We start from the raw sequence: 26,252 nt of genomic DNA on the forward strand, positions 1-26,252 counted from the left end.
GTGGTGTAGACGTCGATGCCCCAGTGTTGGGCGAGTTGGACGGCGGCCATGCCGACGCCGCCGGTGGCGGTGTGGACGAGGAGTCGCTGTCCGGGCTGTATGTCGGCCAGGTCCCGCAGGCCGTAGTACGCCGTCAGGAACACCACGGGCAGTACGGCGGCCTGGGTGAAGGTCAGGTTCTCGGGCATCGGCGCGGCCATCCGCTCGTCGGTGACCGCGAACGTCCCGGCGCTGCCGGGGAAGAGCCCGAAGGCGCGGTCGCCCGGCGCGAAGCGGGTGACGTCGGGGGCGACTTCGGTCACCACGCCGGCGGCCTCGCCGCCGATCAGTGCCTCGTCGCCCGGGTACATGCCCAGCGCGATCAGCACGTCGCGGAAGTTCACCCCGGCCGCCCGCACCGCGATCCGTATCTGACCGGCGCCCAGCGGCTCCCGGGAACACGGCAGCAGGGCCAGGTTCTCCAGAGTGCCCTTGGCGGTGACGTCCAGACGCCAGTCGTCGGCACCGGCGGGCAGGGCCAGCCCCGCCGTCCGGCCGCCGATCCGCACGAGGCGGGGGACGGAGGCCACACCGTCGCGCAGGGCGAACTGCGGCTCCCCGGAGGCCAGCACCGCCGCCAGCGCCGAACGGGACGCCTCGGTACGGTCGACGTCGACGATCTGCAGCCGTCCGGGGTGCTCGGTCTGGGCCGAGCGCAGCAGACCCCACAGCGCGGCCGCGGCCGGATCCCGTACCCGGTCGTCCGCCCCGGCCGCCACCGCGCCGCACGTCACGACGGCCAGGCGGGCGGCGGCGGACCGCTCGTCGGCCAGCCATTCCCGCACGGTCTCCAGCACCGCGGCGGTCGCCCGGTGCACCGCCCCGGGGACGTCCTCCCCGGGCGTCGCGGCGAACTGCGCCACGACGGCCGGGGCGTCCGCGGGGAGGTCGGCCAGGCTCGCGTAGCGGCCCGACCCGGCCGGGCCCGACGGATCGTCGCCGAGGATCGCCGGCGCCGGGGCGGACGCCCCGGCGGGAACGGGCAGGGGCGTCCAGTCGATGCCGAACAGGCCGTCGCGCGTGGCCGGGGCGGCGGCGAGCTCGCCCGCCCCCACGGGCCGCACCGACAGGGCGCCGACGGACAGCAGCGGGGCCCCGGCCCCGTCGGAGACCGAGAGCGCCACGGTGTCGGGCGCGACCTGCGACAGCCGAACGCGCAACTCCTCGGCCCCCGCGGCGAACAGCCGCACGTCGCTCCACGCGAACGGCAGCTTGAAGCTCGCGGCCCCGTCCTCCTCCGGCAGCGCCTCCAGGGCCAGCACGTGCAACGCCGCGTCCAGCAGCGCGGGGTGAACGGTGAACAGCGCGTCGTCGTCACCCGAGCCCGTGCCCGTCGCGCCCTGCGGGAGCCGGACCTCGGCGTACAGGTCCTCGCCGTGCCGCCATGCCGAGCGAAGGCACTGGAACGCCGGGCCGTACGCGTAGCCGTGTCCGGCCAGGCGCTCGTAGAGACCGTCCGTGTCGATCGCCGTCGATCCGGCGGGCGGCCAGGAGGCGGCGGAGCCCGAGGCGTCCGTGACGGTGTCGAGCGGGGCGGGGGTGAGGGTTCCGCTGGCGTGCCGGATCCACTCGGCGCCTTCCTCCGTACGGGAGTACAGCTGCACGGGCCGCTTCCCGGACCCGTCCTGCGGGCCGACGGCGAGCTGGACGTCCGCGTCGGCGCCGTCCAGCCGCAGCGGGGCCTCCAGCGTCAGGTCCTCGACCACGGACAGGCCGAGCCGCGCTCCCGCCAGCAGCGCCAGCTCCACCATCGCGGTGCCGGGCAGCAGGGTCGCGCCCAGCACCGCGTGGTCGGCCAGCCACGGGAAGGCCGCCAGGGACAGCCGGCCCGTGAACAGGTGCCCCTGACCGTCGGCCAGTTCCACCGCCGCGCCCAGCAGCGGGTGCTCGGCCTCCGCCAGCCCCACCGCGCCCAGGTCTCGCCGCCCGGCCGGAGCCTCCAGCCAGTGGCGCTCACGCTGGAAGGCGTACGTCGGAAGGTCCACGGAGCCGCTGCCGGGGCCGAACACCGCCCGCCAGTCCACCTCCACGGCGCCCCGCACGTGCAGCTGCGCGAGAGCGGTCAGCGCGGCCTGCGGCTCGGCGAGGCCCTTGCGCAACGACGCGGCACACACGACCGTGGCCCCGGTACCCGTCCGGGCCAGCGCGGTGAGGGTCGAGTCCGGACCCAGCTCGACGAAGGCGGTGACACCCTCGGCCTCGAGCGTGCGCACCGCGGCGTGGAAGCGCACCGCCTCCCGCGCGTGAGCGGCCCAGTAGTCCGCGGAGGCCAGCTCCTCGGCCGTGGCCGGACGCCCCGTCAGCGTGGAGACGAGCGCGATCTTCGGAGCGCGGAAGTCGAGGCTCCGCGCGACGGCCCGGAAGTCGTCCAGCATCGCGTCCATGTGCGGCGAATGGAATGCGTGGCTGACCGTCAGCTCGCTTGTCTTGACGCCCAGTTCGCCGAGTCGTATGGCGATCGAGGCCACCGCGTCCGCGTCGCCGGAGACCACCGTCGACTCCGGGCCGTTCACCGCGGCGAGCGCGACCGAACCCTCCAGCCCGGCCAGCAACGGCAGCACCCGCTCCTCCGGTGCCTGGACCGCGAGCATCGCACCGCCGGACGGCAGCGCCTGCATCAGCCGGCCTCGCTCCACCACCAGACGCGCGGCGTCCCCGAGGGGGAGCACACCGGCCACGTACGCCGCCGTCAGCTCACCGACCGAGTGCCCGGCCACCACGTCCGGCCGCACCCCCCAGGACTCCCACAGCCGGAACAGCGCCGACTCGATCGCGAACAGGGCCGGCTGCGCGAACTCCGTCCGGTGGACGGTCTCGTCCGCCATCGCCTCGCGCAGCGGCACCCCCAAGGCGTCGAACGCGGCACACGCCTCGTCGAAGGCGGCGGCGAACGCGGGGAACGCGTCGTACAGCTCCCGCCCCATCCCCGGCCGCTGGCTGCCCTGGCCGGCGAAGAGGAAGGCCACCTTCCCCGGTGCGGACGCGACGCCCTCCACCGCGCCGGAGCCCGACGCCAGGGACGCCAGCCCGTCCAGCAGCGTCGCGCGGTCGGCACCCAGCACCGCGGCGCGGTGCGGGAACTGCGTGCGCGTCCCCGCCAGGGCGCGACCGACCTCCGCGGCGGAGAGCTCCGGCAGCTCCGTCAGCCGCTCGTGCAGGCGCTCGGCCTGGGCGCGCAGTGCGGCCTCGTTGTGTCCGGAGAGTACCCAGGGGATGACGCCGGTGGGGGTGGGTTCGTCGTGGGTCTGTTCGGTTGGCGGGGTGGGTTGTTCGAGGATGAGGTGGGCGTTGGTGCCGCTGATGCCGAAGGAGGAGACGGCGGCGCGGCGGGGTCGATTGTCGGGGGTGGTCCAGGTGCGGGGTTGGGTGAGGAGGTTGACGGCTCCGGCGGTCCAGTCGACGTGGGGGCTGGGTGTGTCGGCGTGGAGGGTGCGGGGGAGGGTGCCGTGGTGCATGGCCATGACCATTTTGATGACGCCGGCGACGCCTGCGGCTGCTTGGGTGTGGCCGATGTTGGATTTGAGTGAGCCGAGGTGCAGGGGGTGGTCTGCGGGTCGGTTCTGTCCGTAGGTGGCGAGGATGGCCTGGGCTTCGATGGGGTCGCCGAGTTTGGTGCCGGTGCCGTGGGCCTCGACTGCGTCCACGTCGGAGGGTTCGAGCTGGGCACTGGCCAGCGCCTGCCGGATCAGGCGCTGCTGGGCGGGGCCGTTGGGCGCGGTCAACTGGCTGCTGGCGCCGTCCTGGTTGACGGCCGTGCCGCGGATGACGGCCAGCACCCGGTGGCCGTTGCGCCGCGCGTCGGAGAGCTTCTCCAGGAGGAGGAGGCCCGCGCCCTCGCTCCAGCCGGTGCCGTCGGCGTCGGCGGAGAAGGCCTTGCACCGGCCGTCCGCCGACAGGCCGCGCTGGCGGCTGAACTCGATGAAGGTGTTGGGCGTGGCCATGACGGTCACGCCGCCCGCCAGCGCGAGCGTGCACTCACCGTTGCGCAGCGCCTGTACGGCCAGGTGGACGGCGACGAGCGAGGAGGAGCAGGCCGTGTCGACGGTGACGGCCGGGCCTTCCAGACCGAGGGTGTAGGCCACCCGGCCCGAGGCCACACTGCCCGCGCTGCCGGAGCCGATGTAGCCCTCGAAGGACTTGGGGGCGGGTGTCAGGCGCGACGCGTAGTCGTTGTACATGACGCCGGCGAACACGCCCGTACGGCTGCCGCGCAGGGTCTCGGGGACGATGCCCGCCCGTTCGAAGGCCTCCCAGGCCACCTCCAGCAGCAGCCGCTGCTGGGGGTCGGTGGCCAGGGCCTCGCGCGGGCTCAGGCCGAAGAACTCCGGGTCGAAGCGCGGCGCGTCGTGAAGGAAGCCGCCGTGCCGCGTGTAACTCGTGCCCGTCCGGTCCGGGTCGGGGTCGTAGAGGTTGTCGAGGTCCCAGCCGCGGTCGGTGGGGAAGCCGCCGATGGCGTCCGTGCCGTCGGTGACCAGGCGCCAGAGGTCCTCGGGAGAGGCGACACCGCCCGGGTAGCGGCAGCTCATCGCCACGACGGCGACCGGTTCGTGCCGGTCGGCCTCGACCTCGCGCAGGCGCTGCCTGGCCCGGGCGAGATTGCCGGTGGCGCGCTTGAGATATTCGCGAAGCTCTTCCTCGGTCGCCATTGCGGTGTTCAACCTCTCGAAAACGGGTCGGACGGGGTTCGGGGCGCAGCGGAGCCGTTCAGGCCTGGCGTGCGGCCAGCCTGCGGCGGGTGCGCTGGGCGAGATGCGCGTACCGCAGGACGGCCCGCGGCAGGTAGTGGCCGCCCTTCATGCGGAGGATCGACAGGAAGCCCCACAGCTGCATCTCGGGCAGGTGGTGCGGGGCCCCGTGCACGTCGTCGTACTCGACGATCCGCAGGTCCCGTACGTGGCGGCGCAGCCGCCGCGGATCCTCGGCCGGGATGATCTCGTCCCGCGTGCTCGCCGCGTAGGCCAGGGGGACGGAGAGTCCGGCCAGCTGACGGTCGCTCAGCGCCCAGTCGCGGATGTGCTCGCCGACGTCCGCGGCCGGGACTCCGGTCAGGTGGGCGAGGGTGTCGACGGTGATCCGGGGCAGCCGTGCCTGCCAGGCAGGGTCCGTGAAGAAGTCGTGCACCGGCGCGCCGACGGTCATGATGCCCTGGATGCGCGGCTCCTCCAGGGCGGCCCGCACGGCCAGGTGGCCGCTGAAGCTCAGCGTGATGCAGTACGTCCGTGCCACGTCGGCCACGTCCGCGACGGCGTCCAGGAGCTGTGGCAGCAGGTGCCGGCTGTCGGCGCCGTAGGTCAGGGTGTTCTCGCCGACGCCGGGGAGCTCGGTGACGAGCCCGGCGAAGCCCAGCCGGTCCAGTCGGGTGAGGAGCGGGGCCCACTGCTCCTTGATGCTGACGATGCCGCCCATGAACACCAGCAGGGGCCGCCGCTCGTGCCGGCTCAGTCCGCTCGTCCAGCAGCCCACCCGGCCCCCGGGGAGGTCCAGGTCGAGGCGATCGATGCCGCCGGTCTCCTTCCGCCAGCGGTCGAAGGCGTTCACGCAGCGCTCCAGCGCCGCGCCGCGGGCGGGGCCGTCGACGTAGGGGAAGCGGGCCATGTTGAAGTGGCGGCAGGCCTCCAGGTACTGGCCCGCTTCTTCGAGCCGCTCGCCGACCTCGCACCACTCGCGTGTCCAGGAGCCTGCCGCGCCCTCGTCGTCGGTGCGGATGCGGCCGAGCAGCTTCTCGAAGTGGCCCGGCGGCATGGACTGCGCGCGGGCGTGGGCGCCCACGTACTGCTTGAGTTCCTCGACGTCGTTCATCGGTCCGTGGAACCGGCCCCCGTGACACCGGCGGTCCGGTTCTCTCCTCCTTCCGGTGCGCCGGGGAAGCCTTCGAGGCGTTCCTTGATCTCGGTGAGCATGTCGGCCGCCTCGGCGCCGTCGATGACCCGGTGGTCGAAGGCCAGGTTCAGACGCATCACCGGTGCCACCGTCACGGCGCCGTCGCGGACGACCGGCCGGTCGACGACCCGTCCGACGCCGAGGGTGATCGTGGTGCCGCCCACGGAATGGAAGCCGTCCACGGCGCGGTGGCCGAGCGAGCTGACCGCGAACGTCCCGGTGCGGGCCGCCCGCGCCGTCAGCGACCGGGTCGCCCTGCGGAACAGCGCGCGGCCGATCGGGACGGGCAGCTTGTGCAGCGCGCGCAGGCCCGCGAACTCGGCCATGAGGTCGGGGTCGCCGTCGCGGTAGTGGTCCACCTGGCGCTGGACCTCCTCCAGACCGGCCCGTTCGAGGCCGGGCAGCACGGCGGCGAGGACGACGCGCCGGCCGCCGAGCCGCCGGTCCAGGGCGAGTTTGGCGCTGGTGGAGCCGTAGGTGACGGTCCTCGGCAGCAGCCGGCCGCCGATCGCGCTGTTGGCCTGGGGGTGGTCGGCGACGACCCGCGCTCCGGCGTGGAGCACGTAGCTGACCACCGAGTAGCGGCGGCCCTCCTCGGCGGCGGCCGCGCGGTGCCGCCACACCCGCTCCATGTCGACCTCGGTGTCGAGGAAGACCGGCGCGAACGCCTTCGCCCCCTCCAGGAAGTAGAGCGTGTGCCGCCGCTCCCGGGCGACGGGGACCGGCCTCATCCGGACACCGCCACGTCGTACAGGCCGCGCAGCGTCGTCGCCTCCAGGGCGGCGGGCAGGGACAGCGAACGGCCCGTGCCGCGCTCCAGCAGGGTGAGCAGGGTGATGAGGTGGACGGAGTCCCAGCCGGCGACCTCGCCGAGGGGCCGGTCCACGTCGGTGTCGTCGACGGGCAGGCCCAGGTCGTCCCGGACCAGCGTGATGAAGGCGTCGATGGAGTTCACGGGGTGTTCCCTTCGCAGGACTCGGTCAGCTGCACGTGGTCGGGGACCGGCGGGACGGACGCCAGGTCGTGCCGGAAGACGAGCTCGCCGTCGGCGTCCGTCACCGGTACGAAGCCGTTCTGCGGATAGAAGTCCCGGACCTTGGCGTTCTTGGCGCTCGCGCGATAGGTGGCGAGCACCTCGCGCGCTCCGTCGGCCCGGGCCTGCCGCAGCACGGCCGCCAGGACGGTCTGTTCGATGCCGCGGGCGAACACCCGGCAGCTGAGCAGGAAGTTGTCGATGTGCACGGTGGTGCCCTCACGACGGGTGAAGACCACGCCGACCAGACCGTTCTCCCCGAACCGGTCGCCCGCGTGCACGGCCAGCACCCGGGTGTCCGGGCCCGCGGCCAGCTCCTTCACCTCGGCCGCCTGCAGCCGTCGCGTGGTGAGGTTGAATTGGTTCGTGCGCAGCGTCAGCTGAGCCGCCCGCGGCACCTCCCGCTCCTCGACCGGACCGATCCGCACCCGCACCCCGAGCTCGCGCAGGTAGTCCTGGAGGGAGTCGAAGCCGTGCAGGAAGTCCTTGCGCTCGGCCTCGACGCGGTAGAGCGCGGGGCGCGCGCGGTCCTCCACGGTCAGCTCGCGGACGTCGAACCAGCCGTCCCGCAGCAGTTTCTCGACGTGCCGGGCCGGCTCCTCGTCCAGCTGGACGACGCTCACCCCCGGCAGCTCACGGCGCACGAGACCGCACTCGTAGGGGCTGTCGTCGACGAACACGACGCTCTCGACGGCCAGGTTGAGGTCCTCCGCCAGCTCCTTGAGGTTCTCGTGCTTGGGCCGCCAGTTCACGGCGAAACGGACGAAGTCCGCCTCCCGCAGCGTCATCCCCGGGTGGCCGGCGACGACCTCGCGGACCGGGGCCAGGTCGTTCTTGCTCACCGCCGCCAGCAGGACACCCTGCGAGGCGAACTGCTTGAGCACCTTCTGGAACGCCTGGAACGCCTCGCCGCGAGGGCTGTCGGCGACCTCGATGCCGTCCGCGCCGTCGTCGCCGAGCACACCGCCCCACACCGTCTGGTCCAGGTCCACGGCCAGGCACTTCTTCGTCTGCCCGGCCAGGATGCGGGCCAGGTGACCGGCCTCCCGGGCATAGCGCGAGAGCATCGCCAGCGAGAGGTGGGCCTTGGCGTAGACGCTCAGCCGCGGGTCGGTGACCGCGACGCCCTCGGCCGCCAGCGGGTCCAGGTCGAGCACGACCAGCTCCGAGTGCGTCTCGGTCAGGCGCAGCAGGCGGGCGTTGGCCTCGCGCCAGACGGCGCCGAGCCGGGCACGGGAGCGGTGGTCGATCAGCTGGGAGGCGAGCACGCGGGGCAGCGGCATGGTGTTGAGCACGAGGGTGCCGCTGCCCGACCCGGCGAAGCGGGCGGTGAGGGCGTCCAGCAGCGCCGTCTTCTCGGCGAGCACCGCCTCGACGTCCTCCGGGCGCCAGGGCGTCGGCAGCTCGTCCATGACGATCATGGGGTCGAGCAGGCACAGGACCAGGTCCGGAGCGGCGGCGTGCAGGGCGCTGCCCGGGTCCGTCAGGTCGAAGACGTAGGAGTCGAAGTCCGAGACGACCGTGCGCAGCACGATGCCGTGGCGGGCACCCTCCAGGGCGAGGGCCGGGACGAGCGCGGAGAGCGTCCCGTGACCGGTGACGGCGACCGTGAGGGCCGGCAGCTCGGGATGCTCGTGCAGCACCTCGTCCGGACCGACGCGGGACAGCAGTTGCGCGGCCCGTACGGAATCCGCCTCGGGCAGGCGCGCCAGCAGGGACTTCAGGCCCGGGTAGGCGACGGCGAGACGCCCGGCCCGGTGCAGGGCGAGCAATTCGTCGGCCGGATCGGTGGCCGAGGCGGTGGCGGGGGTGGAGGCCATGGTGACGGTCAGACCCCTTCCAGCGCGAAGCCGGCCTTGATCCACTTACTGGACTCGATGGCGATGCCGATCGCCCGCTCACCGGGCGCGAGCCGCTCCAGCGCCCGCTCCAGCTGGAAGAAGACCAGGGCGTTGGCGTTGTTGCCCGTCGTGTTGACGCAGGAGACCTCCTCGGCGCCCGCGACGCCCAGCCGCTCCACGATCCGCCGCGTCATCCGGCCGGAAAGCTGCGGCGGCAGCAGATAGGTGACGTCCTCCTCGCGCCAGTCCAGGTCGTCGAGCAGCTCGCGCAGGGTCTCGTCGGCCATCTCCGGCACGTGCCGCTCGATCGCCTTGTAGTCCTCGGTGGCCGCGGGCCGCTCCGAGTGGCGGTCGACGGGCCCGAACCACTCCAGCGTCGCCCCGGCCTCCCGGTTCAGCCCGGTCAGCCGGGTACGGACCGACACCAGTTCGCAGCGGCCCGCCGCAGGGTCCGTGCTGAGGACGGCCGCGCCGGCGCCGTCCCCGAACAGGACGTAGTTCACGAGCTGGTCGGGCGGAACCTTCGCCAGCTCCGCGTCGCAGTCGTAGAACCGCGCGAGCACATCGGCACCGATCACGAGCGCGGTGCGGTGCCGGCCGGTCCGCAGCATCTGATGGGCCACGTCCAGGGCCTGGACCGCGCCCGAACAGCCCGACTGGAGCTGGTAGGTGGGCACGTCGTCGATGCCCAGCCGGTCGCAGATGACATTGACCGTGGCGGGCATGAGCTGCTCCGGGGTGGCCGTGGCCATCACGACGAGGTCCACCTCGTCCGGCCGGACCCCCGCGCCCTCCAGGGCCCGCCGGGCCGCCGCCTCGCCCAGACCGGACAGCGAATCGCGGATCTCACCGGTCTCGATGTCAACCGCCAGGTGCCGGTTGCGCGTTCCGATGAACGCGTCCACCCACTGCTCCCACAGGGGGTCCATGCCGAACCGGCGGGCGAGCGCGGCATTGTCGACGGGCGGTCCGGGCAACGCGGTTCCCACCGACAGGATCCGGATGTGTGGTGTGTCCACGACCTGCTCCTCTCTCTGCCCGGCCATGGTCCGGAAAGCCGCTACCGTGCTGCTTACGCGACGCTTTCGTGAGCCGCCGGATTACGCGGCGCTAACGCCCGGGAGACACGGGGTTGCAGGGCATTCGCGGCGCCTCCTAGCTTTTCCGGCTGCGGGGAAATCCCCGCCCGCAGGAAGAAGACGAGGGGAACGCGATGGAAATCACCGCCCCGCCGGGCCCGTCCGCTGCACCGCCCTTTCCCCAGCAGAGGGCCTGCCCCTACCAGCCGCCGCCCGCCTACGAACAGCTGGGCGCACAAGGGCCGTTGTCCCGGGTCACCCTCTTCGACGGCCGCGTCGTGTGGTTCGTCACCGGCTATCCCGAGGCACGCCAACTGCTCGCGGACCCACGGATCTCCGCCGACCGGCAGCGCCCCGACTACCCGGCCGTCGCGCCCCGCTTCCAGGCCGAGGTCGCCAAGCGCCTGGTGCTCATCGGCATGGACCCGCCCGCCCACGACGAACACCGGCGCCTGCTCAACCCGGACTTCAGCCGCAAGCGGGTCGAGAGCCTGCGGCCCGTCGTGCAGGACATCGTCGACCACCACGTGGACCGGATGCTCCGGACCGGCCCACCCGCCGACCTCGTACGCGACTTCGCGCTGCCCGTGCCGTCCCGGGTGATCTCCGAGGTGCTGGGCCTGCCCCACGAGGACCTGGAGTTCTTCCAGGACGCCTCACGCCGGCTCCTCCAGGCCACCACCGGCGAGGAATCCCAGGAAGCGGGACGCGAACTCATCGGCTACCTCGACGCGCTGGCCACCCGCCGCCGCACCGAGCCCGGCCCCGGCCTGATCGGCCGCCTCGCCCGCGAAGAAGTCGCCACGGGCCGCCTCAGCCACGCCGACCTCGTCCAGATAGCCCTGGTCATCCTGGTCGCCGGACACGAGACCACGGCCTCCACCATCGCGCTGGGCGCCATCACCCTGCTCGACCACCCCGAACAGCTCGCCCGCATGCAGGCCGACCCGGACACCGTGCCGGCCGTGGTCGAGGAGATCCTGCGCTGCGTCGCGGTCACCGACCTCGCCGGAGTGCGGGTCGCCACCGCCGACATCCCCGTCGCCGGACAGGTCATCCGCGCGGGCGAAGGCGTCCTGCTGTCCGCCACCATGGCCAACCGGGACAGCCGCGTCCACCGGGACCCGCAGGCCTTCGACACCGGCCGCACCGGCCGCCGCCAGCTGTCCTTCGGCTACGGCATCCACCAGTGCCTCGGCCAGAGCCTCGCCCGACTGGAACTGGAGATCGCCTTCTCCACCCTGTTCACCCGCATCCCCACGCTGCGCCTCGCCGTCCCCGCCGACCGGCTGCCCACCCGGCCGCCCGGCAGCGGCACGGTGCAGGGCGTCAACGAGATGCCGGTGACGTGGTGAGCGCCGACGGGCCCGCCGACGCACTGGTCACCGCCGACCGGGAAGCCTGCATCGGCGCCGCCCAGTGCGCCTACAGCGCCCCCGCCGTCTTCGACCAGGACGACGACGGACACGTCCTCGTACGCGATCCGCACCCCGGCCCCCACGAGTGGGACGCGGTGCGGGAGGCCGTGGACCTGTGCCCCGTACAGGCGATCCGGCTCCGTGGCACGGCCGACGGGACCTGACCACCGGCACCACCACAGGACATGACGACGAACCCCGCAGGCCCGGGCCTGCGGGGTTCCTCGCGTCCGGCCGTCACGGGCGGCTGCCGCCCGGACCCCATGCGACCGGCAGCGAGCCCAGAGTCCTGATCTGCATGCCCTTCAGCCACTGCACGTCCTCGGGCGCCACGTCGAGCCGCAGGTCCGGGAAGCGCGTGAGCAGCGCGGTGATCGCCACCTGCATCTCCGCCCGGGCCAGAGCGGCACCGGTGCAGTGGTGCAGGCCGTGCCCGAAGGACAGGTGGGCGTTCCCCGCCCGCCGCAGCTCCAGCACCTCGGGGTCCTCGAACGCCCGGGGATCCATGTTCCCGGCCGGAGTCGCGCACAGCACGGGCTCACCGGCCCGGATCAGCTGCCCGCCGATCTCCACGTCCTCGGTCGGATACCGGGCGAACGTCGTGTGCGAGACCAGCGGGACGAACCGCAGCAGCTCCTCGACCGCCTGCGGGACGGCCTCCGGGTGTTCCCGGAGCAACTGCGCCTGGCCGGGCTGCGACAACAGCACGTAGAAGGTCGAGGCCAGCTGGGAGGCGGGAGTGTCGTAGCCGCCGACCAGCAGCGTGTACACCAGCTCCAGCAACTCCTCGTCGGTGTACGCGCCGCCCTCGGCCGCAGCCTCCAGCATGGCGCTCACGAGGTCGTCGCCCGGCTCCCGGCGGCGCCGGTCGATCAGCCCGCGGACGTAGTCGCGCAGCAGCTCCAGCTCGACCGCGATCTCCTCCGGCGACAGCTCCGTCCTGCCGAAGAAGCACTGCACCATGCCCTGGAACCGGTCCCGCTCGCCCTCGGGCACGCCCAGGAGCTCACAGATGTTCAGCGCGGAGAACGGGCCCGTGAAGGCCGTGACGAGATCGACCGGGGAACCCTGCTCGGCCATGGCGTCGAGCAACTCCTCCGCCACCCGGGCGATCCCCGGCCGCAGCCGCTCGACACCCCGGTTGGAGAACGGCTTGGAGATCAGACGCCGCAGCCGGCCGTGGTCCGGCGCGTCCGCACCCATGATGCTGCCGCCCACCGGCACCGGCGCCACCCGCGCCTCGTCGCGGTCCGCGGCGGCGGCGCGGCCGAACCGCTGGTCCCCGAGAATGGCCTTGATGTCCGCGTACCGGCTCACCAGCCACGCGTTCTCCCCGTACGGCGGGGTCACCCACACCGGACGACCGTGTTCGAGGAGTTCACGGTAGCTGTGGTCGATGCCGAGCCCCTTGATCGCTGTGAATTCGAACGGAACGGGAACCCGTGTGGAGGTCATCGAGTCTTCCTTCGCCGTGAGGGCACGCGCCCGCACTGCGCGGCGCGCTGGTGCCCCCAGCGTCACAGGGAACGCTAACGGCGGACTTACCCGTCCTCCGCCGGCAGCGGAAGGAGCGGGGCACGGATCGCGGGACGACGAACACCGGAACGGCGGACCGGCGACGACCGCCGGCCCGCCGTTCCGCGACTGCCCGGAAGGGCGGAGCGAGCCGTCGGCTCAGTCGAGGTCGTTGTCGATGAACTCGAAGAGGTCCTCGTCCGCCACCGCGTCCAGCCCGCCCGGGAAGCCGGCCGAGACGTCCGGATCACCCGCACCACCCTTGGCGGTCAGCCTGCTCAGAAGTGCCTCCAGCCGGGCCTTCGTCCGGGAGCGGCTCTCCTCGTCACCGGAGATCTCCTCGAACGCCGCCTCCAGCGCGTCGAGCGGCGACAGGGCCGCGCTCGGCAGCTCCTCGGCCAGCCGGTCGAGGAGATGGCCGGCGATGGCGACGGGAGTCGGGTAGTCGAACACCAAGGTGGTCGACAGCCGCAGCCCGGTGGCCGCACCGAGCCGGTTGCGCAACTCGACGGCGGAGAGCGAGTCCAGGCCCATGTCGAGCAGCCCGCGCCGGGGCTCCACGGCCGAAGAAGAGGCGTGCCCCAGGACATCGGCGACGTGGCGGCGGACCAGCTCGTCGAGGAACCGCTCGCGTTCCGCGTCGTCCATGCCGAGCAACCGCTCCCGCACCCCGGCCCCGCCCCCGGCGGGCGAGGCGACCGACGGCGCGGGGCCGGCCGGCACGGGCACCAGCTCCCGGTACAGCGGGGCCAGTTCGCCCTCCGCCGCACGACTGCGCAGCGCCCCCATGTCCAGCAGGACCGGCACCGACAGCGCCGCGCCCCGCGCGATCGAGGCGTCGAACAGCTTCAGCCCCGCGGCCGAGGCGATCGGCAGGATGCCGCTGCGCCCGAGCCGGGCACGCTCCGCCGCGCCCAGTGACTGCGTGATGCCGCTGGTCTCCTCCCACAGGCCCCAGGCGAGGGAGGTGGCGGGGAGTCCTTGGGTGTGGCGGTGGTGTGCGAGGGCGTCGAGGTAGGTGTTGGCGGCGGCGTAGTTGGCTTGTCCTGGGTTGCCGGTGGTGCCGGCGATGGAGGAGTAGAGGATGAAGGTGGTGAGGGTGTGGTGGTTGCGGGTTGCGTGGTGGAGGTTGTGGGCTGCGTCGGCTTTGGCGTGGAGGACGGTGTCGAGTTGGTGGGGGGTGAGGGTTTCGAGGGTGGTGTCGTCGGTGGTGCCGGCGGTGTGGATGACGGTGGTGAGGGGGTGTTGGTCGGGAATCTGGGTGAGGAGTGTGGTGAGGGCGTCGGGGTCGGCGATGTCGCAGGCGGTGATGGTGGTGTGGGCGCCGAGTGCGGTGAGTTCGGCTTCGAGTTCGGCCGCTCCGTCGGCGTTGGGGCCGCTCCTGCTGACGAGGAGGAGGTGGCGTGCGCCGTGTTCGGTGACGAGGTGGCGGGCGAGGAGTGAGCCGAGGGTGCCGGTGCCGCCGGTGATGAGGGTGGTGCCGTTGGGGTCGAGGTGGGATGTGTGGTTGGTGGTGGTGTCGGCTCGGGTGAGGCGGGGGGCGAGGAGGGTGTTGTCGCGGAGGGCGAGTTGGGGTTCGCGGGTGGCGAGTGCGGTGGTGATGAGGTCTGGGGGGAGGGGAGCGGTGTCGGTGTCCAGGAGGACGAAGCGGTCCGGGTGTTCGGACTGAGCCGTACGCACCAGACCCCACACCGGTGAGACGTCGAGGCCGGTCACACCGTCCCCGGCTGCCGCCGCGACCGCGTCGTGCGTGACGAACACCAGCCGCGCCTGGTCGTCCCGCTCCTCCGCGAGCCACTGCTGCACGGACCGCAAGGCTTCCTGAGCCGCGTGGTGCAGGGATGCGGGTCCGCCCTCATCCGTGCGCACCGCGGAGGCGAACGACACGACGACGGGAGCGGGGCCGTCAGCGGGCCGGCTCGACGCGGTCGGAACCGCCGGGACGGGAACCCATTCCACGTCGAACAGCGAGTTCCGGTGAGCGGTGGCCGATGACAGCAACTGCTGTACGTCGAAGGGCCGCAGCGTCAGGGAGTCGACCGACACGACCGGCTTGCCCTCGGCATTCACGAGGGTCAGAGCGGCGGAGTCCGCCGACACCGGTGAGATCCGCAGCCGGGCGGAGGCGGCACCCACCGCGTGCAGACGTACCCCGCTCCACGCGAACGGCAGCCGCAGCGTGCCACCGGTTCCCCCGCCGTCCCCGGCCTGGAGACCCAGGGGATGCAGCGCGGCGTCCAGGAGCGCGGGGTGCACGGCGAACCGTGCTTCCTCGCCGTGCAGGCCCTCGGGCAGCCGCACCTCGGCGAACAGCTCGTCCCCGGTGCGCCAGATGGAGGTCAGGCCGCGGAAGCCGGGGCCGTAGTCCTGGCCGTGCGCGCTCATCAGCTCGTACACCTCCTCCACCGGGACCTGCTTCGCGCCGGCCGGCGGCCAGTCGGCAGAAAGGGAGGGGCCGTCCTGCTCCTCGCGGTCGGGTCGCGTCAGCAGGCCGACCGCGTGCCGGGTCCACGGCGCGTCGGACTCGTCGGAACCGCCGGGCCTGGAGTGAACGGTCAGCTGACGGCACCCGGCGTCGTCGGGCTCGCCCAGGACCACCTGCAACTGCGCGAAGGACTGCTCGGGGACGACGAGCGGTGCCTCAAGGGTCAGCTCGTCCAGGACCGTGTGCCCGGAGCGGGCCCCGAGGCACAGGGCGAGATCGACATAGGCCGTGCCGGGAAGGACGGCCGTGCCCTGAATCGCGTGGTCCGCGAGCCACGGGTGACTGCGCAACGACAGCCGTCCGGTGAAGAGATGCCCCTTTCCGTCCACGAGTTCGAGGTCGGCGCTCAGCAGCGGGTGCCCGGCGCTGCCGAGACCGAAGTCCGTGGCGTCACCCGTGGTGTCCGGGGTGTCGAGCCAGTGGCGTTGGCGTTGGAAGGGGTAGGTGGGGAGGGGGGTGGTGGGGGTGGTGGCTGTGTAGTACTGGCGCCAGTTGATGGGGGTGCCGGTGGTGTGGAGGTGGGCGAGGGCGTTGGTGGTGGTGTGGGGTTCGGGGTGGTTTTTGCGGAGGGTGGGGATGAAGTGGCCGGTGGTGGTGGTGTGTTGGGTGAGGGTGGTGAGGGTGGTGTCGGGGCCGAGTTCGAGGTAGGTGGTGGTGCCGAGGTTGTGGAGGGTTTGGATGGCGGGTTGGTAGAGGACGGTTTGGCGGGCGTGGTTGATCCAGTGTTCGGGGTTGGTGAGTTGTTCGGTGGTGGCGGTGGTGCCGGTGAGGGTGGAGATGATGGGGATGGTGGGGGGGTGGTAGGTGAGGGTGTGGAGGGTGTGTCGGAACTCGTCGAGCATGGGTTCCATGAGGGGGGAGTGGAAGGCGTGGGAGACGTTGAGGAATCGCGTCTTGGTGGTGGTGCCGAGTTGTTGGGCGATGTGGGTGAGGGCTTCGCGGGTGCCGGAGATGACGGTGTTGGTGGGGCTGTTGATGGCGGCGATGGTGGCGTTGTGGTCGTGGAGGAGGGGTTGGATCTGGGTGGCGGGGGCGTGGATGGCGAGCATGGCGCCGCCTGTGGGGAGGTGTTGCATGAGGCGGGCGCGGTGGGTGACGAGGGTGGCGGCGTCGGTGAGGGAGAGGACTCCGGCTGCGTGGGCTGCGGTGATTTCGCCGATGGAGTGGCCGGTGAGGTGGTGGGGGGTGATGCCCCAGGAGGTGATGAGGTGGTAGAGGGCTGTTTCGAGGGCGAAGAGTGCGGGTTGGGTGTATTCGGTGCGGTCGAGGAGGTCGCCGTCTTCGAAGATGACCTTGCGCAGGGGGTGTTCGAGGTGGGGGTCGGTGGCGGCGCAGACGGCGTCGAAGGCTTCGGCGTAGACGGGGTAGGTCTGGTGGAGTTGCCGGCCCATGCCGGTTCGTTGGCTGCCCTGTCCGGCGAACAGGAACGCCAGACGCCCGTCGCTTTCGGCGTGTCCTCGCAGGATGTTCGGGGCGGGTTCTCCTCGGGAGAGCGTGGCGAGGGCGTCGAGGAGTTCGTCGCGGTGGGTGCCGGTGATGGTGGCGCGGTCGGGGAAGTGGGTGCGGGTCAGGGCCAGGGCGTGTGCGACTTCGGTGATGGTGAGGTCGGGGTTGTGGGTCAGGTGGTCGTGGAGCTGGTGTGCCTGGTCCCGTAGCGCGTTCTCGCCCTTCGCGGACAACACCCAGGACGTGGGGCCGGCCGTGTCCGGGACGGGCCGCGCCTCCTGCCCCGGAGCCTCCTCCAGAACGACGTGGCAGTTCGTCCCGCCCATGCCGAACGAGGAGACGCCCGCGATCAGCGGGCGGTCCGGGTACGGCCAGGGGCCCAGCTCCGTCTGCACCCGGAGGTTGAGGTCGGCCAGCGGGATCCGGGGGTTGGGCGAGACGTAGTTGAGGCTCGGGGGGAGCAAGCGGTGGCTGATGCTGAGTGCCACCTTCAGCAGGCCCACGATGCCTGCGGCACCCTCCAGGTGACCGACGTTCGTCTTGGCCGAGCCCACGGCCAGGGGGAACTCCGCGTCGCGCTCGCCCCTGAGCGCCGCGCCGAGCGCCGCGGCCTCGACGGGGTCGCCCACCGGCGTGCCCGTGCCGTGGAGCTCGACGTACTGCAACTCCCCGGCGGAGACCCCGGCGTTCCGCCGCGCCAGGCGCAGCACCTCCTCCTGGGCGCTCGCGCTGGGAACCGTCAGACCGTCCGTGGAGCCGTCGTTGTTGACGGCGCTGCCGCGGATCACGCAGTACACCCGGTCGCCGTCGCGCAGCGCGTCCGCCAGGGGCTTGAGGACGACCAGACCGCCGCCCTCGCCCCGGGCGTAGCCGTTCGCGCGCGCGTCGAAGGTGTAGCAGCGGCCGTCCGGCGACAGGCCGCCGAACTTCGCGGCGCTCACCGTGCTCTCGGGAACGAGGATGAGGCTGACACCGCCCGCGAGCGCCACCGTGGACTCGCCACGCCGCAGGCTCTCGCACGCCATGTGCACGGCCACCAGGGACGAGGACTGGACGGTGTCCACGACGACGCTCGGCCCGTGCAGCCCGAGGGCGTATGAGACGCGGTTGGCGATGATGCCGCGCTGCAGCCCGGTGAGGGTGTGTCGGCCGATGGCCCCGGCCCCGCCGTTGCGCAGCAGAGAGGCGTAGTCGTCGCCGATCGCGCCGATGAAAACACCCGTGCGCGTGTCCCGGATCGCCGAGGGCACCACCCCGGCGTCCTCCAGCGCCTCCCAGCTCAGCTCCAGCATGAGCCGCTGCTGCGGGTCCATGGCCGCGGCCTCGCGCGGGGAGATCCCGAAGAACGCGGCATCGAACCGGTCCACGTGGTCGAGGTAGCCGCCACGGCGCGTGAGTGCCTTGCCCGGCGCGGCGGGGTCGGGGTCATACCACGCCTCGGCATCCCACCGGTCCCGCGGAGTCTCGCCGACCGCGTCCACCCCGTCACGGAGATTGCGCCAGAAGACCTCGGGGCGAGGTGCCTGGGGAAGTCGGCAGGAGAGTCCTACGACGGCAACGGGAACGTCCTGGCCGGCGGGTACGCCAGAGGCAGCGAGGACGGTCTGACTCACGATGGGCTCCATACTCCCATCCTGCGAACGGCTCTTACGCGGCCCTAACTAGTGCCTTACCGGGGCGTGCGGCGCGCCTCGTGCGGGGTCGTGCCTGATTCCCGATCCGACAGCGGGGCAGCGAGGAACACGGCGGACCCACATCCTGTGAGTCGGTGGTCAGAAGCCTGGATCGAACTGCCGAGGACGGTTTCGGCCACGCCGGGCGCGGATGGCGGGCTAGGCATTCTTGTCATGATTGCGTCGCACGCGCTTGCATGTCCGCATGGCCCGACGCGACCTCGTCCTCCTGACCGATCACAGTTCGACCGAAGGCAGCCGGAAGGTGCTCGCCGCCGCCGCGCGGACGCTGACCGGCCGGGAGCCCGTACACCTGGACGCCCGGCACTTCATGACCGGCGGCAGCGGCCTGGTCGAGGCCGACGACGAGGGCGGGTTCCGGCTGGAGGCGGGCGGTCGGAGGGTGTCCGCCGACACGGTGATCGTGTACGAGATCCCGCCGCACCGGCGGCGCGCGTTCGAGGACTGCCAGCGGCGGCTGCGTGGATTCGGCGCCCGGTCGCTCGGTGTCGACGCCGAGGCGTGGCGGGTGGCCACCGAGAAGGACCTCACCGTCGCCCGCTTCCTCCGGGACGGCGTGCCGCACATGCCCAGCATCGCGCTCTCCAGGCCGAGTCCGGAGGCCGTCGCCGAGGCCTTCGCGGAGCTCGGCGGCGACGTCTGGGCCCGGCCCTGTGTCGGCATGGGCGGGGACGACGTCTTCCACGTCACCACCCGTGCCCAGCTCGACGCCGCCGCGCGGCACTACGCGCGGGCGGGAGCGGACTGGCTGATCGCCCGCGACGCCCGCAACGTCCTCCCGGACGGGAGCCGCCACCAGTACCGGGTGGTGGTGCTGCACGGGCGGGTGGTCCGGGTGGTCGAGCACGTTCAGGCGGACCCGGACGCGCCCTGCAACGAGAGCCGGGGCGCCGTCTCCACCCTGCTCGACTACGGCGACCTGCCCGACGGGCTGGCGGAGGCGGCCGTCGCGGCGGCCGCCTCCCTGGGCCTGGACCTCGCCGGGGTGGACCTCGCCGCCGAGAGCGGCGGCGTGGTCTTCGAGGTCAACGTCCACCCCGCGTTCGGCCGACGCGGCCTGGAACAGGTGGCGCTGCCGTACGTCGCGGCGCACCTCGGGGAGTAGCACCCGCGTGCCCGAGGCGCCGGGCTGAGGCTCTCGGGCCCACGGCTCGTGATCTGCTCGGGCCCACGGTCCGCGGCCCCATCGGGTCACTGCCCCCGGGTCAATGCCTCCTCGGGTTCAATGCCGCCTCGCCTGCTCAGGCCCGCAGGATCGCCGCGAGCACGGGCGGCCGGAACAGCAGTGACGGCGGCGCCACCAGCGACATCACCTCGTGGAACGCCGAAGTGACGGACGGGTCCCGGGTGCTGGCGGCCAGGACCTTGTCGAAGAACCGGTGCTGGAGCCCGACCAGGCTGCCGGAGGGCGCGCCGGTGGTGGCGCGGAAGCGGGCGTCCTCGGCGCAGGAGATCATCCACGGGATCTTGGACGCCGCGGCGACGGCGTGCCGCGCGGCCCGGGCGGTGGCGCGCCCGATCCCGCCGTGCCGCTTCGCGGTGCGGCGCAGCTCCCGGGCGCAGAACAGGGCGACGGTGACGCCCTGCCCGTACACCGGGTTGAAGGTGCTCGCGGCGTCGCCGACCACCACCAGCCCGTCCGGGGAGCTGCGCTCGTAGTGCCGGCGCACGCCCGGCCCGGGGTGGAAGCCGCGTATCCCGCCTGCCGGTTCGGCGTCCCGCAGCAGCTCGTGCAGGAGCGGGTCGCGCAGCAGGCCCAGGTGCTCGGTGAACCCCTCCTCGCCGGGCCCCGGTTCGGCGCCGCGCATCCCGGCGAGGCTGACGATCCAGCGGTCGCCCTCGACCGGCAGCAGCACGCCCATGCGCGGCTCGTCCGGCGCCTTGGTCTGGAGGTAGGCCGCCCGGCCCGGCCCGAGCTCGGACCCGGTGGGGCGGTGGAAGATCCGGGAGGCGTACGCGACGCCCGCGTCCACCCGCTCCTCGGGTACCGGCGGGCAGCCCAGCTCGGCGAGCCACTTCGGCACCGAGGTCGAACGGCCCGCCGCGTCCACCACCAACTCGGCGGGGATCTCCCGGACTTCTCCGCGTTCGGAGCTGCGCGCCGAGCCGTTCTCCGAGTCGCGCGCCGAGCCGTTCCCCGAGTCGTGCGCGGAGCCGTCCCCGGACCGCTCCGAGTCGTGCGCCGACCCGCGCGAGCGGACCTTCACCCCGGTCACCACGCCCGCCGAGCCGAGCAGCCCGACCACGTCCGTCCCCTCCAGGACCTCGATCGCGGGGTGGGCGCGGATCCGGTCCAGCACCAGCTTGTCCAGCAGCGGCCGGGTGCAGGAGAGGAAGCTCACCTGTGCCGGGTACTCGGCCAGCCACCCCGCGGCGCACAGCCACTGGACGTCCGAGGCGGCCACCCGCTGGGCTCCCGCGGCCGTCAGCTCCTGCCGGATGCCGGGCATCATCTCCTCCAGCAGCCGGTGCCCGGCCTCCAGCACCAGGTGGGCGTGTCGGCCCTGCGGCACCCCGGCCCGGAACTCCGCCCCTGCCGGGTACCGGTCCCGCTCCACCACGACGATCCGCTCGGCGAACCCGCGCAGCGCCCACGCGGCCGCCAGTCCCGCGAGCCCGCCGCCCATCACCACTGCCGTTCCCCGCCCCGGGGCCCTCTCCGAAGAAGTCATGGCACGTAGCGTAGTGGCGCCGTCTCCTCCCCGTGATCACTTCGCTCCGGACGAACGCGCTTGCCCGCCAGGGCCGTTGAGGCAGCGTGAGGAACGAATCCGGACGATCCGTGGTGCGCGGGCGTGAGCGGTGGGCGTGGTGGGAGCAGTCCGCGGCAGGGCCCCGGTCGGAGCCCGGGGCGTGCGGGTACTAGACTCGGCGGGGTTGTGCTGGCACCCCTCCCGGTGCGCAGGCGCGCGGAGGCGAGGAGGTGAGAGCCGTGGAGTGCAGTAGTACGGGTCGAAGTCGGCCCCGCCCCCGGTTGTCCCGCACCACTCGCGGCCCCCGGCACACCTCCTCCCGTACGGCTCCCGCGCGGCGCTGACCTCGTCCTCCCGACGAGGCGCCGCCGGTCGCGCCGTGCGCGTGGCGGCCGGCCGGGCGCCTCCGGTCCGCCGTGTTCCCGTACGGCGGCCGGGCATCCACCGTGGAGGTTCCCGCCATGTCCGACTGGCGTGTGCGCGCTGTGCGCGCGAGCAAGCGTCCGTTCTCCCGTTCCGTCGTCCGGTCCACGGACACCCAGCCGGCGCCCGAGCACTCGATGGACCCGCGCCCCGACCAGCCCGTCGAACCGGTGACGCTGGAACGTTCCGTCGTGGACGCGGCGGTCTATCGGGACGGCCGCCGGACGGAGGCGCCCGCCGACCTCGCCGACATCTACCGCGAGCTGCCCGGCCGGCCCGGCACCATGGCCTGGATCGGCCTGTTCCGCCCCGCCGAGGCGCAGCTGCTGGAGGCCGCCGACCGGTTCAACCTGCACGAGCTGGCCGTCGAGGACGCCATCGTCGCCCACCAGCGGCCGAAGCTGGAGCGCTACGGCGACACCCTGTTCGTGGTGCTGCGCGCCGCCCGCTACCTGGACGAGGCGGAGGAGGTCGACTTCGGCGAGATCCACCTCTTCGTCGGCCCCGACTTCGTGCTCACCGTCCGCCACTCCCAGGCCCCGGACCTCTCGGCGGTGCGCCGCCGCCTGGAGGAGGACCCGGAGCTGCTGGCACTCGGCCCGGAGGCGGTGCTGTACGCGGTGCTGGACGCCGTGGTGGACGGCTACGCGCCGGTGATCGCCGGCCTCCAGCACGACATCGACGAGATCGAGACCGAGGTGTTCGGCGGCGACCCGCAGGTCTCCCGCCGCATCTACGAGCTGTCCCGCGAGGTGATCGAGTTCCAGCGGGCCACCCGTCCGCTGCTGGAGATCATGAAGAGCCTGGAGGCGGGCTTCGGCAAGTACGGCACCGACGACGACCTCCAGCGCTACCTGCGCGACGTGGCCGACCACGCCACCTACGCCGCCGAGCGGGTGGACGGCTTCCGGCAGATGCTCCAGAACATCCTGACCGTCAACGCGACGCTGGTCTCGCAGCGGCAGAACGAGGAGATGAAGCAGCTCGCCGAGGCGGGGCACGCGCAGAACGACGAGATCAAGAAGATCTCCTCCTGGGCGGCCATCCTCTTCGCGCCGACCTTGATCGGAACGGTCTACGGGATGAACTTCGAGACGATGCCGGAGCTCAAGTGGGTCTTCGGCTACCCGTTCGCGATCGGGCTGATGGCGCTGGTGTGCACCGGGTTGTACCTGGTGTTCAAGAAGCGGGACTGGCTGTAGGTCCGAGGGGAGCGAGGCCGGAGCCTTCCGCCGGCTCCTCGGCACGGCCTAGCGGCCGGCTCCTCGGCACGCCCTGACCTCCGAACGCCCTAGCCGGGCAGCAGCCGCTCGTACTCGGCCGCCGGGTCCGTCTGGCGCCGGTACTCGAGGTGAAGCCGGACGGCGCCGTCCGCTCCGGCCAGGTGCTCGAGCGGGCCCCGGCCGGCCGGGAGCGGGCGGGACTGCGGCCACTGCTGGGCGAGGACGGCGAGCGCGCTGCCGTCCGCGCCGCGCACCACCCAGGTGGCTCGGCCGCCGCCGATCAGCGGGAGCCGGGGACTGGGGAGTCCGATGGCGGCGAGTGCCGCGGGGGCGTCCAGGCCGTCGGGGAGCGTGACGGCCTCGGCGTGCGGGGCGTCGGCGTCGTCGCCGGCCGAGACGCTGTCCCGGGTGAGGAGGATGCGCATGACGGGAGGATAGGCGGGACCGGCGGGGGTGACCCGCAGGGGTGGCGGCCGAGACCTCACCCGTGTGCCGGATTGACAACCGGCCTTGCTGTGCTGGCAAATGGCAGGCATGGCCGACGAAGAGCTCGAGAACGTCCTCACCACGGTGGGCCCGCGGCTGCGGGCGCTGCGCCGGGAGCGCGGCACCACCCTCGCCAAACTGGCGGCCACCACCGGCATCTCGCTCAGCACGCTGTCCCGGCTGGAGTCAGGGCAGCGCAAGCCGACGCTGGAGCTGCTGCTGCCGCTGGCCCGGGAGTACCGGGTGCCGCTGGACGAACTGGTCGGCGCCCCGGCCACCGGGGACCCGAGGATCCACCCGCGCCCGGTGACCAGGAACGGCCAGACCATCGTCCCACTCACCCGTCACCTGGGCGGGCTGCACGCCTACAAGCACATCGTGCCACCGGGCAGGAACGCCGGGCCCGAGCTGGAGCTGAAGGTCCACGAGGGGTACGAGTGGCTGTACGTGCTGTCCGGACGGCTGCGGCTGGTGCTCGGCACCCACGACCTGGTGCTGACGGCCGGTGAGGCCGCCGAGTTCGACACGCGCACCCCGCACGCCTTCGGCAACGCGGGCCCGCAGCCGGTGGAGTTCCTCAGCCTGTTCGGTCCGCAGGGCGAGCGCATCCACGTCAGGGCGCGCCCGGGAACCTCTGTTCGGTAGGTTCGTTCCTGACAGGGGGTCTTCCTACCGGCTCCCGCCAGGCCGCGGGAGGGGCCGAGGAAATGAGTGTGCAGCGGAGCGCGGAGTCCGGTGAGAGCGGCGGCGGAGCCGGGGAACGCGAGGAGGCCCGGGACGGCCGGGCGCGGGCGGGTACGGGCACCACGGTGGCGGAGGGCGCGGACGTGGACGCCGGCGGGGCGGGGAAGGTGCCCGGGGCGCCCGACGGGGAGGTCGAGGAGAAGGCCGAACGCCCCCGGAAGAAGCGGCCGTTCTGGCAGGAGCTGCCGATCCTGCTGGTGATCGCGCTGCTGCTCTCGCTCGGCATCAAGACCTTCTTCGTCCAGGCCTTCTCCATCCCCTCCGGGTCGATGGAACAGACCCTCGCGATCGGCGACCGGGTCCTGGTCGACAAGTTCACCCCGTGGTTCGGCGCCAAGCCCGAGCGCGGCGAGGTGGTGGTGTTCCGCGATCCGGGCGGCTGGCTGGAGGGCGCGCCGACCACCTCCGGCGACTCCGTGACGGGCACCGTCCAGAAGGTGCTGAGCACCGTCGGCCTGATGCCCTCGGCGGACGAGAAGGACCTGATCAAGCGGGTGATCGCGGTCGGCGGGGACACCGTCGACTGCGAGGCCGGCGCGCCGCTGAAGGTCAACGGCGTCGCGCTGGACGAGCCGTACCTGTTCCCCGGCTCGACGCCCTGCGACGACGATCCGGTCGGCACCGTCACCGTGCCCAAGGGCAAGCTGTGGGTGATGGGCGACCACCGCAACAACTCGCGCGACTCCCGCTGGCACCACAACCAGACCGGCGACGGCTTCGTGCCGGTGGACAACGTGGTCGGCCGGGCCTTCGTGGTCGCCTGGCCGCTGTCCGACTGGTCGACCCTGCCGGTCCCGGACACCTTCGACAAGGTGCCGGCCGGGGCGGCGGGCGCGGCCGGTGCGCCGTTCGAGGAGCCGCCGGCGCCGGAGGTCGCCGCGCTGGCCGGGATCGTGCCGCTCGCCCTGTGGCGACGGCGGTCCTCGCGCAAGGAGCGCTGAGGCCGGCCCACCCCGGCCCGGCCCACCCCGGCCCAGCCCACCCCGGCCCAGGCCCACCGCACCCCGGCGCTCAGCCGACGGGCCACGGGTCGATCGTCTTCGACGGAACTCCTCCCGCCGATCTCTACACGCCTGTAGAGTTCAGGAGGTGAGCTGCACCCCCGGCCGCCGGCCGCCCCGAGCGGGCGTCCGGCCGCCGGGGCCGGGTCGGGAGGCGGAGCCGTGATGGAGAGTCAGTGCAGTCCCGAGGGTGCCGAGAGCGCCGGGGGCCCGGCGGAAGCGGAGCCCGAGGACCGGGACGTCCGGTGGGTCTACCAGCCGGTCGAGGTGGACCTCGGGGACGGCGCCTGGGCGCTCGGCCGGATCAGCGCGTGGTGGCAGGACGCGGCCGGGCAGCGCTGGTGCCGGCTGCGGATCGGCCGCAGCGGACAGCCTGCGCTCTGGCAGCGCTTCGACCCGGTGCGGGTGCTGCTGCTGCCGGTCTCCGGGCTCTGAGCAGGCGGGACGCCAGTTCCTGGCGGAACCGTTCGGTGAGCCCATATCGTCCCTGGGAGCGACCGCTGACAGGCCACTGAGCGACCGGGGACGACGTGACTTCGGAGATCTACTTCAGCAACAACTACCGCGACCTCTGCGAGCAGCACGGCACCGGCGCGGGCTTCCAGTTCGAGTTCTACTGCTACCGCTGCTCGGACACCTGGCGCTCGACGTTCGAGCCGTTCCGGACCGGTCAGGTGGCCGGCTGGATAGGCAAGGGCGTCAGTGCGGCCTGGAACCTCATCGGCGGCAACGCCAACACCATCAGCAACGCCGCCGACGGGCTGGCCGGCCAGACCTGGGGCACCTCGCGGGACGCCGCCTTCCAGCGGTCCATCGCCAACGCCCAGTCCCACTTCAACCGTTGTGCCCGGTGCACCCACTACGTCTGCGGGCGCTGCTTCAACCCGGCCCAGGGCCTGTGCCACAACTGCGCCCCGGACACCGCCGCCGAGGCGGTGGCGGCGCAGCACCGCGGCCTCAACGACACGGTCAGCGAGCGGGCGTACCAGTCCGGGCAGCAGTCCGGGGCCGGGTTCGACGTGAACGCGCCGCGCCAGCTGGTCTGCCCGCAGTGCCACACCGAGACCCACGGCACACCGTTCTGTCCGGGCTGCGGCTTCCGGCTGGCACAGCCCGTCCAGTGTGCGAGCTGCAACCAGAACGTCCCGGACGGCGCCGCGTTCTGCCCGTCCTGCGGGACGAGGCGCTGACACCCCCTCGGATGGAACCACGGCCCCTCGGACGAGCCGCGGCTGGGCGCCCCACCGCGGTT

Annotated in this window: 17 protein-coding genes and 1 pseudogene; 8 read left to right on the top strand and 10 right to left on the bottom strand. The window is 72.9% G+C overall.

What is annotated here, in order from left to right; translation table 11 throughout:
• The 6 genes and pseudogenes from ACWDBE_RS17125 to ACWDBE_RS17150 all read right to left on the bottom strand — a co-directional run.
• A pseudogene (locus ACWDBE_RS17125) lies at nt 1–4,685 on the bottom strand (beta-ketoacyl synthase N-terminal-like domain-containing protein); the annotation flags it as partial.
• Nucleotides 4,686–4,743: 58 nt separating this feature from the next.
• Nucleotides 4,744–5,838 carry an alpha/beta hydrolase gene (locus ACWDBE_RS17130; RefSeq protein WP_449793576.1) on the bottom strand — a complete coding sequence of 365 codons (1,095 nt, stop codon included), beginning with the start codon at nt 5,836–5,838 and terminating at the stop codon, nt 4,744–4,746.
• Nucleotides 5,835–6,650: a 2-oxo acid dehydrogenase subunit E2 gene (locus ACWDBE_RS17135; protein ID WP_449793577.1), complete on the bottom strand. Its 816-nt coding sequence runs from the start codon at nt 6,648–6,650 to the stop codon at nt 5,835–5,837. Before ACWDBE_RS17135 ends, ACWDBE_RS17130 begins: the two co-directional genes overlap by 4 nt.
• Entirely contained in the window at nt 6,647–6,874 is a 228-nt protein-coding gene (locus tag ACWDBE_RS17140) for an acyl carrier protein (RefSeq protein ID WP_449793578.1), read from the bottom strand. Before ACWDBE_RS17140 ends, ACWDBE_RS17135 begins: the two co-directional genes overlap by 4 nt.
• Entirely contained in the window at nt 6,871–8,772 is a 1,902-nt protein-coding gene (locus tag ACWDBE_RS17145) for an HAD-IIIC family phosphatase (RefSeq protein WP_449808433.1), read from the bottom strand. The genes ACWDBE_RS17140 and ACWDBE_RS17145 overlap by 4 nt, the downstream gene beginning before the upstream one ends.
• 8 nt (nt 8,773–8,780) lie before the next feature.
• A complete protein-coding gene (locus tag ACWDBE_RS17150; protein ID WP_449793580.1) occupies nt 8,781–9,812 on the bottom strand; it encodes a 3-oxoacyl-ACP synthase III family protein in 1,032 nt (343 codons plus the stop codon).
• A 194-nt stretch (nt 9,813–10,006) separates the two neighbouring features.
• On the opposite strand from ACWDBE_RS17150, the gene ACWDBE_RS17155 reads away from it, so the two are divergent.
• Both ACWDBE_RS17155 and ACWDBE_RS17160 read left to right on the top strand, forming a co-directional pair.
• Nucleotides 10,007–11,227 carry a cytochrome P450 gene (locus tag ACWDBE_RS17155; protein WP_449793581.1) on the top strand — a complete coding sequence of 407 codons (1,221 nt, stop codon included), beginning with the start codon at nt 10,007–10,009 and terminating at the stop codon, nt 11,225–11,227.
• Nucleotides 11,221–11,454, top strand: coding sequence for a ferredoxin (locus tag ACWDBE_RS17160; protein ID WP_449793582.1), 234 nt, complete (start codon nt 11,221–11,223; stop codon nt 11,452–11,454). The genes ACWDBE_RS17155 and ACWDBE_RS17160 overlap by 7 nt, the downstream gene beginning before the upstream one ends.
• 73 nt (nt 11,455–11,527) lie before the next feature.
• On the opposite strand, the gene ACWDBE_RS17165 is transcribed toward ACWDBE_RS17160, so the two are convergent.
• Both ACWDBE_RS17165 and ACWDBE_RS17170 read right to left on the bottom strand, forming a co-directional pair.
• Nucleotides 11,528–12,745, bottom strand: coding sequence for a cytochrome P450 (locus ACWDBE_RS17165; RefSeq protein ID WP_449793583.1), 1,218 nt, complete (start codon nt 12,743–12,745; stop codon nt 11,528–11,530).
• 219 nt (nt 12,746–12,964) lie between these two features.
• Nucleotides 12,965–18,349 carry an SDR family NAD(P)-dependent oxidoreductase gene (locus ACWDBE_RS17170; RefSeq protein ID WP_449808434.1) on the bottom strand — a complete coding sequence of 1,795 codons (5,385 nt, stop codon included), beginning with the start codon at nt 18,347–18,349 and terminating at the stop codon, nt 12,965–12,967.
• 265 nt (nt 18,350–18,614) lie between these two features.
• Here ACWDBE_RS17170 and ACWDBE_RS17175 point away from each other — a divergent pair, with 265 nt between their 5' ends.
• Entirely contained in the window at nt 18,615–19,535 is a 921-nt protein-coding gene (locus tag ACWDBE_RS17175) for an ATP-grasp domain-containing protein (protein WP_449808435.1), read from the top strand.
• A gap of 136 nt (nt 19,536–19,671) precedes the next feature.
• On the opposite strand, the gene ACWDBE_RS17180 is transcribed toward ACWDBE_RS17175, so the two are convergent.
• Nucleotides 19,672–21,102: an NAD(P)/FAD-dependent oxidoreductase gene (locus ACWDBE_RS17180; RefSeq protein WP_449808436.1), complete on the bottom strand. Its 1,431-nt coding sequence runs from the start codon at nt 21,100–21,102 to the stop codon at nt 19,672–19,674.
• Nucleotides 21,103–21,584: 482 nt separating this feature from the next.
• Here ACWDBE_RS17180 and ACWDBE_RS17185 point away from each other — a divergent pair, with 482 nt between their 5' ends.
• On the top strand, nt 21,585–22,748 hold the full coding sequence (locus ACWDBE_RS17185) for a magnesium and cobalt transport protein CorA (protein ID WP_449792631.1): 1,164 nt from the start codon (nt 21,585–21,587) through the stop codon (nt 22,746–22,748).
• A gap of 89 nt (nt 22,749–22,837) precedes the next feature.
• Here the strand turns inward: ACWDBE_RS17185 and ACWDBE_RS17190 are convergent, their stop codons facing one another.
• Nucleotides 22,838–23,194, bottom strand: coding sequence for a hypothetical protein (locus tag ACWDBE_RS17190; protein ID WP_449808437.1), 357 nt, complete (start codon nt 23,192–23,194; stop codon nt 22,838–22,840).
• Nucleotides 23,195–23,303: 109 nt separating this feature from the next.
• On the opposite strand from ACWDBE_RS17190, the gene ACWDBE_RS17195 reads away from it, so the two are divergent.
• From ACWDBE_RS17195 to ACWDBE_RS17210, 4 genes are all read left to right on the top strand, one after another.
• Nucleotides 23,304–23,900 (top strand): helix-turn-helix domain-containing protein, encoded by a 597-nt coding sequence (locus ACWDBE_RS17195; protein WP_392877667.1) that lies wholly within the window; start codon nt 23,304–23,306, stop codon nt 23,898–23,900.
• A 62-nt stretch (nt 23,901–23,962) separates the two neighbouring features.
• The gene (gene lepB / locus ACWDBE_RS17200; protein WP_449808438.1) at nt 23,963–24,940 is read left to right on the top strand and encodes a signal peptidase I; all 978 of its coding nucleotides are present in this window, start codon (nt 23,963–23,965) and stop codon (nt 24,938–24,940) included.
• A 222-nt stretch (nt 24,941–25,162) separates the two neighbouring features.
• Nucleotides 25,163–25,435, top strand: coding sequence for a hypothetical protein (locus ACWDBE_RS17205; RefSeq protein ID WP_449792634.1), 273 nt, complete (start codon nt 25,163–25,165; stop codon nt 25,433–25,435).
• Between the two features lie 95 nt (nt 25,436–25,530).
• Nucleotides 25,531–26,190, top strand: coding sequence for a double zinc ribbon domain-containing protein (locus ACWDBE_RS17210; RefSeq protein ID WP_449792635.1), 660 nt, complete (start codon nt 25,531–25,533; stop codon nt 26,188–26,190).
• Nucleotides 26,191–26,252: the final 62 nt, after the last annotated feature.

The organism is Kitasatospora sp. NPDC001132 (assembly GCF_053598415.1).

Coding starts and splice junctions, on each gene's coding strand:
- ACWDBE_RS17130 (WP_449793576.1), bottom strand. CDS start 5,838: ATGAACGACGTCGAGGAACTCAAGCAGTACGTGGGCGCCCACGCCCGC.
- ACWDBE_RS17135 (WP_449793577.1), bottom strand. CDS start 6,650: ATGAGGCCGGTCCCCGTCGCCCGGGAGCGGCGGCACACGCTCTACTTC.
- ACWDBE_RS17145 (WP_449808433.1), bottom strand. CDS start 8,772: ATGGCCTCCACCCCCGCCACCGCCTCGGCCACCGATCCGGCCGACGAA.
- ACWDBE_RS17155 (WP_449793581.1), top strand. CDS start 10,007: ATGGAAATCACCGCCCCGCCGGGCCCGTCCGCTGCACCGCCCTTTCCC.
- ACWDBE_RS17165 (WP_449793583.1), bottom strand. CDS start 12,745: ATGACCTCCACACGGGTTCCCGTTCCGTTCGAATTCACAGCGATCAAG.
- ACWDBE_RS17175 (WP_449808435.1), top strand. CDS start 18,615: ATGGCCCGACGCGACCTCGTCCTCCTGACCGATCACAGTTCGACCGAA.
- ACWDBE_RS17180 (WP_449808436.1), bottom strand. CDS start 21,102: ATGACTTCTTCGGAGAGGGCCCCGGGGCGGGGAACGGCAGTGGTGATG.
- ACWDBE_RS17185 (WP_449792631.1), top strand. CDS start 21,585: ATGTCCGACTGGCGTGTGCGCGCTGTGCGCGCGAGCAAGCGTCCGTTC.
- ACWDBE_RS17190 (WP_449808437.1), bottom strand. CDS start 23,194: ATGCGCATCCTCCTCACCCGGGACAGCGTCTCGGCCGGCGACGACGCC.
- ACWDBE_RS17195 (WP_392877667.1), top strand. CDS start 23,304: ATGGCCGACGAAGAGCTCGAGAACGTCCTCACCACGGTGGGCCCGCGG.
- lepB (WP_449808438.1), top strand. CDS start 23,963: ATGAGTGTGCAGCGGAGCGCGGAGTCCGGTGAGAGCGGCGGCGGAGCC.